This window comes from Kribbella sp. NPDC004875, from assembly GCF_042873375.1.
In the GTDB taxonomy this organism is placed as follows: domain Bacteria; phylum Actinomycetota; class Actinomycetes; order Propionibacteriales; family Kribbellaceae; genus Kribbella.
The window spans coordinates 45,595-60,652 of sequence record NZ_JBIALI010000009.1; the positions used below are offsets into that span (position 1 = coordinate 45,595).

A 15,058-nucleotide genomic window follows, 5' to 3' on the forward strand; every position below is an offset into this window, starting at 1 on the left:
TCTCCAAGGTCTCGTTGCTCAAGGCAAGCTCCTGTTGATCTTCCGGATCAGTCCGGGGCCGCGGTAGATCAGGCCCGAGTACACCTGGACGAGGCTCGCGCCCGCGTCGAACAGGCGGGTGGCGTCGGCAGGTTCGAGGATGCCGCCGACGCCGATGATCGGCAGCGCTCCCCCGGTCTGTGCGTGGATGTGCGCGACGATCTTGGCCGAGGTCTCGGTCAGCGGGCGCCCGGACAGACCGCCGGTCTCGCCGGCCAGCGGGTGTGACTCGACACCGGGGCGGCCGATCGTGGTGTTGGTGGCGATGATGCCGGCGACGCCGACGTCGGTGCAGACCTGCAGCAGTTCGTCGATCGCTGACGTCGTCAGGTCGGGGGCGATCTTCACCAGGATCGGTTTCGGCGCCAGCCCGGTCACACTCAGCGAAGCGGCCTCGGTGCGCAGCGCCGTCAGCAGTTCGCGGAGGTGCCCGGCGTCCTGCAGTGCACGCAGTCCCGGGGTGTTCGGCGACGACACGTTGACCGCGAAGTAGTCGCCGTACCGGTAGAGCCGGCGCAGCGAGGTCACGTAGTCCTCGACCGCCTCCTCGAGCGGCGTGATCTTCGACTTCCCGATCGAGATCCCGAGCGGGTACCCGAGATCGCCGTACGCCGCCAGTCGCGCGGCCAGCGCCTCGCTGCCGAGGTTGTTGAAGCCCATCCGGTTGATGACCGCCTCGTGGTCGACGAGGCGGAACAACCGCGGCTTCTCGTTGCCCGGTTGTGGGTGGGCCGTGACGGTCCCGACCTCGACGAAGCCGAAGCCGATCGCGGGCCACGCGCGCAGGGCGATCCCGTTCTTGTCCATGCCGGCCGCCAGCCCGACCGGTGACGGGAAGCGGACGCCGAAGACGGTCCGGGGCGCGGGGGTGCCGGACAGCCGCGCCCCGGCGCGCGCGGCGCCGGGGATGCGGCCGAGCAGGCGGAGGCCGGCGAGCGTCTGCTCGTGCGCGACCTCCGCGTCACCGCGACCCAGCCGATACAGCACCGGCCGGACCACCCGCTCGTACGCCGACCTCCGGCCACGCTGCCGCGCCGGGAGCGCTGGATCGTACAGCTCAGACACCGTGGATCCTCGGCACCCAGTCCTGCAGCGAGCGGACGCCGATATCGCCGGCCCGCTGCGCCTCGATGCCCTGGACCGCCGCCGCGAGCCCCTGCACGGTGGTGATGCACGGGATGTTCCGCGCCACCGCCGCGCTCCGGATCTCGTACCCGTCGAGCCGCGGCGAACCGCCCTGGGTGATCCCGATCGGGGTGTTGACGATCAGGTTCAGCTCACCGTCCTGGACCATCTGGACGATCGTCGGCTCACCGTTGGGGCCCGGGCCCTGGCTGCTCTTGCGGACCGTGACCGCCTCGACCCCGTTGCGCCGCAGCACGTCCGCGGTGCCCTCGGTGGCGTAGATCTGGAAGCCGAGATCCGCGAGCCGCTTGACCGGGAAGATCATGTGCCGCTTGTCCCGGTTCGCGACCGACACGAACACCTTGCCGTCACCCGGCAGCGGCTGCGACGCCCCCGCCTGCGACTTCGCGAACGCCGTGCCGAAGGTGTCGTCGATCCCCATCACCTCGCCGGTCGACTTCATCTCCGGCCCGAGCACCGTGTCGACGGACGAACCGTCGATGGTCCGGAACCGGTTGAACGGCATCACGGCCTCCTTCACCGCGATCGGCGTGGTCGGCGGCAGCGTGCCGCCGTCGCCCTCGGCCGGCAGCATGCCCTCGCCGCGCAGGTCGGCGATGGTCGCCCCGAGCATCACGCGGGCCGCGGCCTTCGCCAGCGGCGTCGCGGTCGCCTTCGACACGAACGGCACCGTCCGGGACGCCCGCGGGTTCGCCTCCAGCACGTACAGCACGTCGCCGGCGAGCGCGTACTGGACGTTCAGCAGACCCCGCACGCCGACGCCGCGGGCGATCGCCTCGGTGGACCGGCGGATGTTCTCGATGTCCGCGTTCCCGAGCGTGATCGGCGGCAGCGCGCAGGACGAGTCGCCCGAGTGCACCCCGGCCTCCTCGATGTGCTCCATCACGCCACCGAGGAACAGCTCGTTGCCGTCGTACAGGCCGTCGACGTCGATCTCGACCGCGTCGTCGAGGAACCGGTCGATCAGCACCGGGTGCTCCCACGAGACCGATCCGGCGCTCAGCCGGCCCAGCGCCGCGCTCAGCTCGGCCGAGCTGTAGACGATCTCCATCCCGCGACCACCAAGCACGTACGACGGCCGGACGAGCACCGGGAACCCGATCTCCTCCGCCACCGCGTGCGCCTCGTCGGCGGACATCGCCGTGCCGTGCTTCGGCGCCGGCAGCTGCGCGTCCGCGAGCACCTTGCCGAACGCGCCCCGCTCCTCGGCCAGGTGGATCGCCTCCGGCGACGTCCCGACGATCGGTACGCCGGCATCCGCGAGTCGCTGCGCCAGCCCGAGCGGCGTCTGGCCGCCGAGCTGGACGATCACGCCGGCCACCGGGCCCGCCTGCATCTCGGCGTACACGATCTCGAGCACGTCCTCGCAGGTGAGCGGCTCGAAGTACAGCCGGTCGGAGGTGTCGTAGTCGGTCGAGACCGTCTCCGGGTTGCAGTTCACCATGATCGTGCAGTAACCGGCCTCGCGCAGCGCCATCGACGCGTGCACGCAGGAGTAGTCGAACTCGATACCCTGCCCGATCCGGTTCGGCCCGGAGCCGAGGATCAGCACGGCCGGCTCGGTCCGCGGCGCGACCTCGGACTCCTCGTCGTACGACGAGTAGTGGTACGGCGTCTCGGCCTTGAACTCGGCCGCGCAGGTGTCGACCGTCTTGTAGACCGGCCGGATCCCGAGCGCCTGCCGGACGCCGCGGACCACGTCCTCGGTGAGCCCGCGGATCTCGGCCAGCTGCAGGTCGGAGAACCCGTGCCGCTTGGCGAGCTTGATCACCTCGGGCGTCAGCCGCGGCGCGGCCGCGACCTGCAGCGCGGTCTCGTGGATCAGGTACAGCTGGTCGACGAACCACGGGTCGATCTTCGTCGCGTCGAAGATCTGCTCCGGCGTCGCGCCGGCCCGGATCGCGTCCATCACGATCCGCAGCCGTCCGTCCTGCGGGGTCTTGATCGCCTCCAGCAACGGCTCCAGGTCCGTCGCCGGCTGGCCCTTCCAGGAGAACCGGGCCTCCGGCTTCTCCAGCGAGCGCAGCGCCTTCTGCAGCGCCTCGGTGTAGTTGCGGCCGATCGCCATCGCCTCGCCGACGCTCTTCATGTGCGTGGTCAGCGTCGCGTCCGCGGCCGGGAACTTCTCGAACGCGAACCGCGGCACCTTCACCACGACGTAGTCCAGCGTCGGCTCGAAGCTGGCCGGGGTCTGCTTGGTGATGTCGTTCGGAATCTCGTCCAGGGTGTAGCCGATCGCCACCTTGGCGGCGATCTTCGCGATCGGGAAGCCGGTCGCCTTCGACGCCAGCGCCGAGGACCGCGACACCCGCGGGTTCATCTCGATCACGATCAGCCGGCCGTCGGCCGGGTTCACCGCGAACTGGATGTTGCAGCCGCCGGTGTCGACCCCGACCTCGCGGATGATGCCGATCGCGAGGTCCCGCATCACCTGGTACTCGCGGTCGGTCAGCGTCATCGCCGGCGCGACCGTGATCGAGTCACCGGTGTGCACCCCCATCGGGTCGACGTTCTCGATCGAGCAGATGATCACGACGTTGTCGGCCTTGTCGCGCATCACCTCCAGCTCGTACTCCTTCCACCCGAGGATCGATTCCTCGATCAGCACCTCGGTGGTCGGCGAGGCGTGCAGGCCGGCGCCGGCGATCCGGCGCAGGTCGGCCTCGTCGTACGCCATCCCGCTGCCGACGCCGCCCATCGTGAACGACGGCCGGACGACCAGCGGGTACCCGAGCTGGTCCGCGGCGCCCATCACGTCGTCCAGCGTGTGGCAGATCACCGAGCGGGCGACCTCCGCGCCGAGCTTCTCGACGATCTGCTTGAACGACTCCCGGTTCTCACCGCGCTGGATCGCGTCGACCGACGCGCCGATCAGCTCGACGCCGTACTTCTCCAGGACCCCGTTGTCGTGCAGCGCGATCGCCGCGTTCAGCGCGGTCTGGCCGCCCAGCGTCGCGAGCAGCGCGTTCGGGCGCTCCTTCTCGATCACCTTCTCGACGTACTCCGGGGTGATCGGCTCGACGTACGTGGCGTCGGCGAACTCCGGGTCGGTCATGATCGTGGCCGGGTTGGAGTTCACCAGGACGACGCGGAAGCCCTCCTCCCGCAGCACCCGGCAGGCCTGGGTCCCGGAGTAGTCGAACTCACAGGCTTGGCCGATCACGATCGGGCCGGAGCCGATCACGAGGACCGACTCGATGTCTGTACGGCGCGGCATCAGTTCCGCCCCCCTTCGTTCTCCGAATGAACAGTCATCAGCTCGACGAACCGGTCGAACAGGTAGGCCGAGTCGTGAGGCCCTGCTGCCGCTTCGGGGTGGTACTGCACGGAGAACGCGAGCACCCGGCCGTCCTTGCCGGTGAGCTTGAGTCCTTCGACGACGCTGTCGTTGAGCGAGACGTGGCTGACCTCAGCCGTTCCGTACGGCGTCTCGACGGTCTGATCGATCGGCGCGTCGACCGCGAACCCGTGGTTCTGCGCGGTGATCTCGACCTTGCCGGTGGCCCGGTCGAGCACCGGCTGGTTGATCCCGCGGTGCCCGTACTTGAGCTTGAACGTGCCGAGTCCGAGGGCCCGGCCGAACACCTGGTTGCCGAAGCAGATCCCGAAGTACGGCTTGTCCTGCTCGAGCAGCCGCTTGAGCAGCGTGGTCGGGTGCTCGGTGGTCTCCGGGTCGCCGGGGCCGTTGCTCATGAAGATGCCGTCCGGGTTCACCGCGAGGACTTCCTCGAGTGCGGCCGTGGCCGGCAGCACGTGTACCTCGATACCGCGTTCGGCCATCCGCTTCGGCGTCATCGACTTGATCCCGAGGTCGAGCGCGACCACGGTGAACCGCTTCTCGCCCTCGGCCGGGACGACGTAGGGCTCGAAGGTCGTCACCTCGGTGGCGAGGTCGGCACCGACCATCGGCGGCTGCTCGAGCACCTTCGCGAGCAGCTCCGCCGGGTCCAGGATCTCGGTGGAGATCCCGGCCCGCATCGCGCCGCGCTCACGCAGGTGGCGGGTCAGGGCGCGGGTGTCGATCCCGGAGATGCCGACGATGTCCTGCGCCTTCAGCTGGTCGTCGAGCGACCGCTTGGCGCGCCAGTTCGACGGGACCCGGGCGGGGTCGCGGACGACGTACCCGGAGACCCAGATCTTCTGCGACTCGTCGTCCTCGTCGTTGATCCCGGTGTTGCCGATGTGCGGCGCGGTCTGGGTGACGATCTGGCGGTGGTACGACGGGTCGGTCAGTGTCTCCTGGTATCCGGTCATCCCGGTGGTGAACACCGCCTCGCCGAAGGTCTCTCCAGTTGCCCCGTACGACGTACCGGCGAACGACCGGCCGTCCTCGAGGACCAGCAAAGCGGGCTGGCTCATTGTGCTCCGATCAGGGTCGAGATGGATGCGGTCAGGGCGGCGGTGTCGGCCTTGCGACGCGGGCGGAAGCCGGTGTCGAGCTGGTGGCCGTCGTGAGTCCAGGTGACCACGACCAGGCCGGACTTCTCCGCGGTCACCTTGCCGGCGATCCCACGGTCGGTCCGGACGCCGGTCACCTGGTCCGCGGGGATGAACACATCCGCCGCGCCCTGCCGGTGGAAGATCAGGCCGTCCGCACTGACGGCCAGGTCCGCGATGCTGCGGACGCCCAGTTCGTGCACGGCGATCCGGTCCATCCAGTCGCCGGCCGTGGTGGTCGCGACGTAGACGCCCTCGACGCCGCGCGTCTTCTCCTCAGGCACCGCGGGCAACGGCGCGAGGTCGGCCTGCCGGGTCTGGCGGTTGCGCCAGCCCCGGTACATACCGAAGTAGCCCGCTGCCAGGACCAGCAGCGTGCCCAGAACGCCCAGGAAGGCCTTCACCGGGTCAATTCACCGTCCAGGACGGCCGGCGTCCCGCGGAGGAACGTCGCGACGACCTTGCCCGGCAGCGTCATCCCCTCGAACGGCGTGTTCCGCGACAGCGACACCGATGCGTCCGGTACGACGGTCTGCTCGATGCGCGGGTCGTAGAGCACGACGTTCGCCGGCGCGCCGGCTTCCAGCGGACGCCCCTGCTCGGCCGCCTGGCCGATCGCGGCCGGGCGGTAGCTCATCCGGTCCGCGACATCGGCCCAGGTGAGCAGGTTGGTGTCGACCATCGCCTGCTGTACGACGCTCAGCGCGGTCTCCAGCCCGGTCATACCGAACGCGGCGGCGCTCCACTCGCAGTCCTTGTCCTCGACCGGGTGCGGCGCGTGGTCGGTGGCGACGATGTCGATGGTGCCGTCGGCCAGGCCCTCGCGGACCGCCTCGACGTCCGCCTTGGTGCGCAGCGGCGGGTTCACCTTGTACACCGGGTTGTAGGAGGCGGCCAGGTCCTCGGTCAGCAGCAGGTGGTGCGGCGTGACCTCGGCGGTCACCTCGAGGCCGCGGCGCTTGGCGGCGCGGACGATCTCCACCGAGCCCTTGGTCGACAGGTGGCAGATGTGCAGCTTCGAGCCGACGTGCGCGTTCAGCAGGATGTCGCGCGCGATGATCGCCTCCTCGGCGACACTCGGCCAGCCGGTCAGGCCGAGGACGCCGGACAGCGCGCCCTCGTTCATCTGCGCGCCCTGGGTGAGCCGCGGCTCCTGCGCGTGCTGCGCGATCACGCCGTCGAACGCCTTCACGTACTCCAGCGCGCGACGCATCAGCGCGGCGTCCCAGACACAGTCGCCGTCGTCGGAGAAGACCCGGACGCGGGCCGCCGAGTCCGCCATCGCGCCGAGCTCGGCGAGCTGCGTGCCCTTCCGGCCGACCGTCACCGCGCCGATCGGGTACACATCGGCGTACCCGGCGTCGCGGCCGAGGCGCCAGACCTGCTCGACGACGCCCGCGGTGTCCGCGACCGGGTCGGTGTTGGCCATCGCGAAGACCGCGGTGAACCCGCCCTTGGCCGCGGCCCGCGTGCCGGTGAACACCGTCTCGGCGTCCTCGCGCCCGGGCTCGCGCAGGTGGGTGTGCAGGTCGACCAGGCCGGGCAGCGCGATCAGCCCGGTGGCGTCGATCGTCGTCGCGTCCGGGGCTGCGTCCAGGTTGGTGCCGACAGCAACGATCTCGCCGTTGTCGATCAGCAGATCCGCCACCTCACCGCCCACGATCTTGGCTCCGGTGATCAGGTGTGCGGTCATGCGTTCTGCTCCTCTTCGTTACTACCTGACAACAGCAGATAAAGGACGGCCATCCGGATCGCCACGCCGTTCGTGACCTGCTCGACGATCACCGAGCGGGTGGAGTCGGCGACCTCGGCGCTGATCTCCATCCCGCGGTTCATCGGGCCCGGGTGCAGCACGATCGCCTCGTCCGGCAGCTGCGCCATCCGGGGCTTGTCCAGGCCGTAGCGGCGGGTGTACTCGCGGGCGCTCGGGAAGAACGCGTCGTTCATCCGCTCCCGCTGCACTCGCAGCATCATCACCGCGTCGCTCTTCGGCAGCACCGCGTCGAAGTCGTACGACGTGACGCACGGCCAGCTCGTCATGTCCACCGGCAGCAGCGTCGGCGGGGCGACCACGGTGACCTCGGCGCCCAGCGTCGACAGCAGCAACACGTTCGACCGGGCGACCCGGGAGTGCAGGACGTCGCCGACGATCGTGATCCGCCGGCCCTCCAGCGACCCGAGGTGGCGGCGCATCGTGAACGCGTCCAGCAGCGCCTGCGTGGGGTGCTCGTGGGTGCCGTCGCCGGCGTTCACCACCGAGCCGGTCATCCAGCCCGACTTCGCCAGCAGGTGCGGCGCGCCGGACGAGCCGTGCCGGCAGACGACGCCGTCGGCGCCCATCGCCTGCAGGGTCAGCGCGGTGTCCTTGAGGCTCTCCCCCTTGCTCACGCTCGAACCCTTGGCGGAGAAGTTGATCACATCCGCCGACAGCCGCTTGGCGGCCGCCTCGAACGAGATCCGGGTCCGGGTGGAGTCCTCGAAGAACAGGTTCACCACGGTGCGCCCGCGCAGCGCGGGCAGCTTCTTGATCGGGCGGTCGGCCAGCGACCGCATCTCCTCGGCGGTGTCGAGGATCAGCTGCGCCTCGTCGCGACTCAGGTCGCCGGCGCTCAGCAGGTGCTTCATCAGCCCTTCGCTCCCTTGTCCGCGATCAGCACGGCGTCCTCGCCGTCGAACTCCTCGAGGTGCACGGTGACGCGCTCCACGAGCGAGGTGGGCAGGTTCTTGCCCACGTAGTCGGCACGGATCGGCAGTTCGCGGTGGCCGCGGTCGACCAGGACCGCCAGCTGCACGGCCCGCGGCCGGCCGATGTCGCCGAGCGCGTCGAGCGCCGCGCGGATGGTGCGGCCGGAGAACAGCACGTCGTCGACCAGTACGACGACCTTGCCGTCGATCCCGTCCGCCGGGATGTCGGTGTGCTCCAGGCCACGGGGCGGTTTGAGACCGATGTCGTCGCGGTACATCGTCACATCGAGTGACCCTGTGGGCACACTCTGCCCCTCGACGGCCTGGATCCGGGCGGACACCCGCTGCGCCAGCGGGACGCCGCGGGTCGGGATGCCGAGCAGGACGACCGGGTCGGCGCCGCGGTTCCGCTCGAGGATCTCGTGGGCGATCCGGGTCAGTGCCCGGGAAATATCGGAAGCGTCGAGAACCTCGCGGCCGCTGTGTTTCGGCGGCTGCGCGAGCTCGGGTTGCTCTGCGCTCTGGGCAGGGCTCATCGCTACCGTTCCTCCTTTCCCGCCTCTCGGGACGGGTCTTTAAAGGACGTTCGGACCGCTTGACATGGTATCGGAAGTGACACGCCGTCTTGACGCTGGCCTCCCGCCCGGCCTAATGTTACTCTGTGTAATCGAGGGGGGTTTCACCTACCCGGCCCGTTCCGGCGGGCCGGACATGACGAAACTAGTCGGAGGGAAGAACCAGCGTGCCTAGCGAATACGCGAAGACACTGGGTGGCAAGCTACGTGCCATCCGCCAGCAGCAAGGACTGTCGCTGCATGGCGTAGAAGAGAAGTCCAAGGGTCGCTGGAAGGCGGTCGTCGTCGGCTCGTACGAGCGCGGCGATCGAGCCGTCACGGTCCAGAAGCTCGCGGAGCTCGCCGATTTCTACGGCGTTCCGATCCGTGAACTGCTTCCTGGGTCCGCCAGCGCAGCGGCTGCGGCCGCGGCTCCGCCCCGGTTGATTCTCGACCTGGAGGCTCTGCAACACCTCGACGCGAGCGAGGCCGGTCCGCTGACGCGGTACGCGGCCACGATCCAGGCTCAGCGTGGGGACTACAACGGCAAGGTGCTGTCGATCCGTCAGGACGACATGCGGACGCTCGCGGTCATCTACGACGAGTCGCCGACGACGCTGACCGAGCGCTTCATCTCCTGGGGTGTGCTGAACCCGGAGGCGAAGGGTGAGGTCGAGGAACCGTCCGAGGCCGCCGGCGCCTGATGCTGTGCTGACTGACTGAAGGCACCAGACGGTCGGGGCTTGTAGCAGCTGGCCCGCGGCCGCCCGCCTTCCTCAGTTGACCGAACAGAGCGGTACCAGCAACAAACGCAGTAAAAACTGAAGGTCCAAGTGGCGGGTATCCACCTCACCCACCCGCCCGGACCCGGGGACGCACCAGCGGCCCGGGACCGTACCGAGACGGTCACCGGGCCATGACAGCGGACCGAGACAGAGGATGGAGAGGGCTCGCCCCCCTCGCACTCTCAGACGCCCAGGGTGGGCTTCAACTGCAGCAGCCTGGCCAGCAGGCCGTTCACGAACGTCGGCGACTCGTCCGTCGACAGATCGCGCGCCAGCGCGACCGCCTCGCTCACCGCGACCACGTCCGGGACCTGGTCGTCGAACAGCAGCTCGTAGGCACCGATCCGGAGGATGTTCCGGTCGACCGCCGGCATCCGGTCCAGCGTCCAGCCGACCGAGTGCGTCTCCAGCAGGTCGTCGATCTGCTCAGCGTGCTTCGCGACTCCCTCGACCAGCGCCACGGTGAACTCGTTCACCGGCGGGTCGTTGTCGGCCACCCGGTCGGCCAGGGTGCCACCGACCGGCAGCCCCCTGACCTCCGACTCGAACAACACGTCGAGCGCGCGCTTGCGCGCCTTGCTCCGGGCAGACATCTGCTGTTGTCCTGTCTTTTCCTAGTACTGCGCGGTCAGGAGGTGACGCGGCCGAGGTAGTCCCCGGTCCGGGTGTCCACCTTGACCTTCTCGCCGGTCGTCAGGAACAGCGGCACCTGGATGTCGTACCCGGTCTCCAGGCGGGCCGGCTTGGTGCCGCCGCTGGACCGGTCGCCCTGCAGGCCCGGCTCGGTGTACTCGACGACGAGCTCGACCGAGGCCGGCAGCTCGACGTACAGCGGCAGGTCGTCGTGGACCGCGACGATCGCGTCCTGGTTCTCCAGCAGGAAGTGCGAGGCGTCGCCGACGACCTCGGGCTGGATCTGGAGCTGGTCATAGGTCGACTTGTCCATGAAGACGTAGGCCGTACCGTCGTTGTACAGGTAGGTCATGTCACGCTTGTCGACCGTGGCGATCTCGACCTTCACGTCGGCGTTGAAGGTCTTGTCCACCACCTTGCCGGACAGCACGTTCTTCAGCTTGGTCCGGACGACGGCGCCGCCCTTGCCCGGCTTGTGATGCTGGAACCACACGACGGACCAGAGCTGGCCGTCCAGGTCGAGCACCATGCCGTTCTTGAGGTCGTTCGTCGTTGCCACGCGGGTATACCCTTCGGGATCGATCAGCGGTAACACGTGATTGTAGCGGTCACTGTCGTTTCCTCCGATTCCCGCATCGGCCCAGGAGCCCGGCCCTAGACCTCGGTGGCCTTAGGCTGGACATCCAGATCGCCCACCGAGGTGCCAGGAGGCCGGCGATGACGCAGTTCGTGATCTTCGTCGTGGTGATGATCGTGGTCAGCCTGATCACCAAGGCCAGGCAGCAGTCCACCCGCCGCGACGGCAAGCCGAACCCGCGGATGCAGGCGCTGATCGAGAAGATCCAGGCCCAGCAGGGCGGCAACCAGCCGGTCCAGTTCCAGGGCCAGTTCACCCAGGCCGCCGGCCAGGGCGGGCCCCCGGCGGTCCCCTACCAACCGGCCCCGTACAACTACCAGCCGCAATACAACCCGCAGTACAGCCAACCGCAGTACAGCCAACCGCAGTACAACCAGCCGCCGGCGCATCGGCCGCAGCAGAACAACCTGCCGACGCCGACCCCGGACCTGGACGCCAAGGTGCGCGAGCTGATGAACGCGAACAACGAGGTCGCCGCGATCCGGCTGCTCGGCGAGCAGCGGGAGCTGGGGATCCTCGAAGCGCAGGCGTACGCCCGCGGTCTGATGCCGTCGAAGGCGCCACAGGCCGGCGCTCCCGAGCAGTCCGACGACGCGGTCGAGTCCGGCGAGGACGACGAGCGGTACGTCGGTTCGGCCGCCTTCGCGGAGTCGATCTTCAACCTCGACGACCGCGAGGAGAACGTCTGGGCCAGTGGCTGGGTGGACACGCCCGAGCCGGACGACCGGTCCGACATCGACGAACTCTGGCAGACGGTCAGCAACCCGCCGCGGCCTGGGACTACTCCGCCCACGTCACAGTGATGTAGCTGTCTCTCCGGACGATGTGGAAGCCCGCCGGGAGCTCATCGGCCCGCGCATGAACCTGGAACGACGGCCCGGGCCCGTTCCGGTGCCGCGCATCCCACGTCCGCAGTTGGTCGAGCATGCGGTCGATCAGCTCAGGTGCTCTCGGTCCGTGCCCGGCGCACCCCAGTTCGACATATGACCCGTCCGACGCGGGCCGCGTCGACAGGTAGGCCAGACTGTCCGCGGTCGCGACCGCTGCGACCCACGACCACTCCCCGCTCGACATCACGCAGTACCCGGGCAAGGTCCCGGCCAGCCACAGGTAGAGGTCGAGCAACGGTTCCTCGCGATCCACCTGCACTCCGGACCACATCTGCAGTCGCGGCAACGCCAGTACGTCGGCCCGCGGGTGCGGCTCGCCCGCCTGGTCCTCGTCGAACGTCAACTCCAGCTCGCCGAGCGGGACAAGACGCTCGTAGTTCGCCCCGGCCCCTTGCATGCTGACGAACCCACACAGCGTGGTGGACCGGCTCTCCAGATGATCTCCGACCCGATCGAACGCGACGGACCGCGTCTGCCCCCGCATCCGCAGTGGTACGACGATCCGCCCGCGCGGCCGCAGTTGCCGCAGCCAAGCACTCGCGATCTCCCATGCGGTGACTGTCACCACGATCCGGTCGTACGGCGCCCGCTCCGGAGCACCGAACGCGCCGTCCGCCTGCACGACGGCGACATCGCCGTACCCGGACTCGTCCAGCAACAGCCGTGCCCGGTCGGTCACCTCCGGGTCGATGTCGACCGTGGTCACCGAGCCGGTCGGTCCAGCCAGCTCTCGCATCAGTGCGGCGTTGTAGCCGCCCGAACCGATCTCGAGCACCCGGTCCCCCGGCTGGATCGCCGCCTGCTCCAGCATCAACGCGATGATGCTCGGCTGCGACACCGAGCTCGTCACCACACCGGACCCGTCGCGTTTCATCAGTACGACGTCATCGGCGTACGCGACGTCGAGCGGCGCCTGCGGGACGAACACGTGCCGCGGCACCGCCTGGAACGCGGCGGCGACGCGCTGGTCGTGGATCGTCCCTTCGGTGACCAGATGCCTGATGAGGGCCGCGCGCAACGACTCCGTCTCCACCGAGTCGTTCCCGAGGTCCGCCATAGGGCTTCAGTCTCGCTTGTCCCCGAGGGATTCCAACAGGGCTCGTAGCAGACCGGCCAACCGGTCACGATCGGCGGGCGGGAGACCGGCGAGCAGACGCTCCTCGGTGTCGACGTGGGTCGGCAGCACCTTGTCGATCAGGTCCAGGCCGTCCTGCGTCAGCGTCACCTGGACCCCACGCCGGTCGGTCTCGCTGGGCGTGCGGGTCACCAGACCGCGGGCCTCCAGCCGGTCCAGCCGCTGGCTGATCGCTCCCGAGGTGACCATCGACGAGTGCATCAGCCCGGCCGGGGTGAGGCTGTGCTCGTCGTTGCTGCGCCGCAGCGTCGCCAGCACGTCGAACGACGCGCGGTCCAGGTCGTGCTTGCTGAAGTTCCGCCGGAGCTCGGCGTCGAACATCGCTCCGAGCCGGCTCATCCGCCCGATGATCCCCATCGGCGACGTGTCCAGGTCGGGCCGCCGCTCCCGCCACTGCTCGAGCACCAGGTCGACGTGATCTGCCATCTGCCCAGCCTACCGCCGGATTGCTTAGCGGTGAGAGATTTGCATATTGCTTAGCGCTGAGATACTTTGTCTTAGTGCTAAGCAATCGACGGTTCTCACTCCTCTTGGTCACGGCGATCGCGCCGATGCTCTGGGGCACCACCTACCTGGTGACCACCGAGCTCCTCCCGGCGCACCGTCCGTTGCTGGCCGCGCTCCTGCGCGCATTGCCGGCGGGCCTGCTGCTGATCGCGATCACCCGGGTGCTGCCACGCGGCAGCTGGTGGTGGCGCTCACTCGTTCTCGGCACGCTCAACATCGGCGCCTTCAACGCATTGCTGTTCGTCGGCGCGTACCGGCTGCCCGGTGGCGTCGCGGCGACCGTCGGCGCGATCCAGCCGCTGCTGGTCGCGTTGCTGTCAGCCGGTCTGCTCCGCCAGCGCCTGTCCCTTCGCACTGTCCTCACAGCGATGGCAGGCGTCTTCGGCGTCGGCCTGCTGGTACTGCGAGCCACCGCACACCTGGACGCAGTGGGTGTTCTCGCAGCCGTCGGCGGCGCGGTCGTGATGGCGTTCGGCGTCGTCCTCAGCAAGCGCTGGACATCGCCGGCTCCCCTGCTGGCGACCACCGGTTGGCAGCTGGCCGCTGGTGGGCTGGTACTGCTCCCTGTCGCCTTCCTCGTCGAGGGTGCACTCCCCGCTCTGACGCTGCGGAACCTCGCGGGCTATTCGTACCTGTCCCTCTTCGGCTCGGCAGTCGCCTACGCACTCTGGTTCCGTGGGCTCCGGGCACTCGCTCCGACCGAGGTGACGTTCCTGGGACTGCTGAGCCCAGTTGTCGCCACCACACTCGGATGGTTGGTCCTCGACCAGCATCTGACCGTGCTGCAAGCGATCGGTGGCTTCATCGTGCTGGCAGCGCTGGTCAGCGCACAGGTCCGCTGGTCAACATGGTCAACGTGGTCGGCGCCACGCAGGCGCTCACGGACCGTCTTGGTGCAGCCGTCAGATCAGGCCTTCGCGGAGTGCGTACGCGACGGCGTGTGAGCGGTTCCGCAACTGCAGCCGGCTGGTCACGTCGTGCAGAACGTTCTTCACGGTCCGCTCCGAGTAGGACAGCTCCCGCGCGATCTCCTGCGTATCCTTGCCGTCGGCCACCAAACGCAGTACTTGCGTCTCGCGGTCGGACAGGCCGGTGTGCGACAGCCCGCGCGCCGCGAGCACGGGCCGCTGCGTCCGCGACACCTGACCGAGCAGGCGGCCGAGAAGGTCCGGAGGCAGGTTGCCGTCACCCACGGCGGCAGCCTGCACCAGGTGCACGATCCGATCGGCGGTCGCTTCGGTACGCCGCAGTACGCCGGAAACTCCCAGCTCGACCGCGGTCATCAGCGCATCGTCGTCGATGGCACTGCCGATCACCACGATCCGGCGGCAGCCTCGTTGCGTCGCGGCGCGCATTACCTGGACCGCTGCTGGGTCCAGTGAGTCGACGGCAACCAGTGCGATCACTGACGACTCGGAGCGCTGATCGAACGACCGCGCGGCCAGATCGGCGTCGCTGATCAGGCAGATCTCGGATCGCTGCCCGAGCGCGTACATCAGCCCGAACTGCGACAGCGGGTCCAGCGCCTTCACCCACACCGGAATGCACTGCTGCGTCGTCATCCTCGCCACTCCCCTGAGCATCGTCGAACGGACCGCTGACTGGCCCGA

At 69.0% G+C, this 15,058-nt stretch carries 15 protein-coding genes; 3 read left to right on the forward strand and 12 right to left on the reverse strand.

The window, feature by feature from the left end; translation table 11 throughout:
* Nucleotides 1–18: 18 nt before the first annotated feature.
* The 7 genes from ACFYRH_RS38105 to pyrR are packed head-to-tail and all read right to left on the reverse strand — an operon-like array spanning nucleotide 19 to nucleotide 8,843.
* Nucleotides 19–1,104: a quinone-dependent dihydroorotate dehydrogenase gene (locus ACFYRH_RS38105; RefSeq protein WP_387785186.1), complete on the reverse strand. Its 1,086-nt coding sequence runs from the start codon at nucleotides 1,102–1,104 to the stop codon at nucleotides 19–21.
* A complete protein-coding gene (gene carB, locus ACFYRH_RS38110; RefSeq protein ID WP_387785187.1) occupies nucleotides 1,097–4,402 on the reverse strand; it encodes a carbamoyl-phosphate synthase large subunit in 3,306 nt (1,101 codons plus the stop codon). Before carB ends, ACFYRH_RS38105 begins: the two co-directional genes overlap by 8 nt.
* The gene (gene carA, locus ACFYRH_RS38115; RefSeq protein ID WP_387785189.1) at nucleotides 4,402–5,544 is read right to left on the reverse strand and encodes a glutamine-hydrolyzing carbamoyl-phosphate synthase small subunit; all 1,143 of its coding nucleotides are present in this window, start codon (nucleotides 5,542–5,544) and stop codon (nucleotides 4,402–4,404) included. The genes carB and carA overlap by 1 nt, the downstream gene beginning before the upstream one ends.
* Nucleotides 5,541–6,026 (reverse strand): hypothetical protein, encoded by a 486-nt coding sequence (locus ACFYRH_RS38120; RefSeq protein WP_387785190.1) that lies wholly within the window; start codon nucleotides 6,024–6,026, stop codon nucleotides 5,541–5,543. Before ACFYRH_RS38120 ends, carA begins: the two co-directional genes overlap by 4 nt.
* Complete coding sequence (locus ACFYRH_RS38125) at nucleotides 6,023–7,315, reverse strand: dihydroorotase (protein WP_387785191.1); 1,293 nt, start codon at nucleotides 7,313–7,315, stop codon at nucleotides 6,023–6,025. Before ACFYRH_RS38125 ends, ACFYRH_RS38120 begins: the two co-directional genes overlap by 4 nt.
* Nucleotides 7,312–8,247, reverse strand: a complete 936-nt coding sequence (locus ACFYRH_RS38130) for an aspartate carbamoyltransferase catalytic subunit (RefSeq protein WP_387785192.1) — start codon at nucleotides 8,245–8,247, stop codon at nucleotides 7,312–7,314. The genes ACFYRH_RS38125 and ACFYRH_RS38130 overlap by 4 nt, the downstream gene beginning before the upstream one ends.
* Nucleotides 8,247–8,843: a bifunctional pyr operon transcriptional regulator/uracil phosphoribosyltransferase PyrR gene (pyrR, locus tag ACFYRH_RS38135; protein ID WP_387785194.1), complete on the reverse strand. Its 597-nt coding sequence runs from the start codon at nucleotides 8,841–8,843 to the stop codon at nucleotides 8,247–8,249. The genes ACFYRH_RS38130 and pyrR overlap by 1 nt, the downstream gene beginning before the upstream one ends.
* A 206-nt stretch (nucleotides 8,844–9,049) precedes the next feature.
* Here pyrR and ACFYRH_RS38140 point away from each other — a divergent pair, with 206 nt between their 5' ends.
* Entirely contained in the window at nucleotides 9,050–9,565 is a 516-nt protein-coding gene (locus ACFYRH_RS38140; protein WP_387785195.1) for a transcriptional regulator, read from the forward strand.
* 263 nt (nucleotides 9,566–9,828) lie between these two features.
* Here the strand turns inward: ACFYRH_RS38140 and nusB are convergent, their stop codons facing one another.
* The gene (nusB, locus tag ACFYRH_RS38145; protein ID WP_387785197.1) at nucleotides 9,829–10,239 is read right to left on the reverse strand and encodes a transcription antitermination factor NusB; all 411 of its coding nucleotides are present in this window, start codon (nucleotides 10,237–10,239) and stop codon (nucleotides 9,829–9,831) included.
* A gap of 35 nt (nucleotides 10,240–10,274) precedes the next feature.
* Complete coding sequence (efp, locus tag ACFYRH_RS38150) at nucleotides 10,275–10,838, reverse strand: elongation factor P (protein ID WP_387785198.1); 564 nt, start codon at nucleotides 10,836–10,838, stop codon at nucleotides 10,275–10,277.
* 158 nt (nucleotides 10,839–10,996) lie between these two features.
* Between efp and ACFYRH_RS38155 the strand changes: the two genes are divergently transcribed.
* Entirely contained in the window at nucleotides 10,997–11,719 is a 723-nt protein-coding gene (locus ACFYRH_RS38155) for a hypothetical protein (RefSeq protein ID WP_387785199.1), read from the forward strand.
* Here the strand turns inward: ACFYRH_RS38155 and fxlM are convergent.
* Nucleotides 11,697–12,863 carry a methyltransferase, FxLD system gene (gene fxlM / locus ACFYRH_RS38160; RefSeq protein WP_387785200.1) on the reverse strand — a complete coding sequence of 389 codons (1,167 nt, stop codon included), beginning with the start codon at nucleotides 12,861–12,863 and terminating at the stop codon, nucleotides 11,697–11,699. The two genes, ACFYRH_RS38155 and fxlM, sit on opposite strands and share 23 nt — an antisense overlap.
* A gap of 6 nt (nucleotides 12,864–12,869) precedes the next feature.
* On the reverse strand, nucleotides 12,870–13,367 hold the full coding sequence (locus ACFYRH_RS38165) for a MarR family winged helix-turn-helix transcriptional regulator (RefSeq protein ID WP_387785202.1): 498 nt from the start codon (nucleotides 13,365–13,367) through the stop codon (nucleotides 12,870–12,872).
* Between the two features lie 104 nt (nucleotides 13,368–13,471).
* Here ACFYRH_RS38165 and ACFYRH_RS38170 point away from each other — a divergent pair, with 104 nt between their 5' ends.
* On the forward strand, nucleotides 13,472–14,392 hold the full coding sequence (locus ACFYRH_RS38170; protein WP_387785204.1) for an EamA family transporter: 921 nt from the start codon (nucleotides 13,472–13,474) through the stop codon (nucleotides 14,390–14,392).
* On the opposite strand, the gene ACFYRH_RS38175 is transcribed toward ACFYRH_RS38170, so the two are convergent.
* The gene (locus tag ACFYRH_RS38175; RefSeq protein WP_387785206.1) at nucleotides 14,351–15,010 is read right to left on the reverse strand and encodes a LuxR C-terminal-related transcriptional regulator; all 660 of its coding nucleotides are present in this window, start codon (nucleotides 15,008–15,010) and stop codon (nucleotides 14,351–14,353) included. The genes ACFYRH_RS38170 and ACFYRH_RS38175 overlap by 42 nt on opposite strands.
* Nucleotides 15,011–15,058 lie beyond the last annotated feature (48 nt).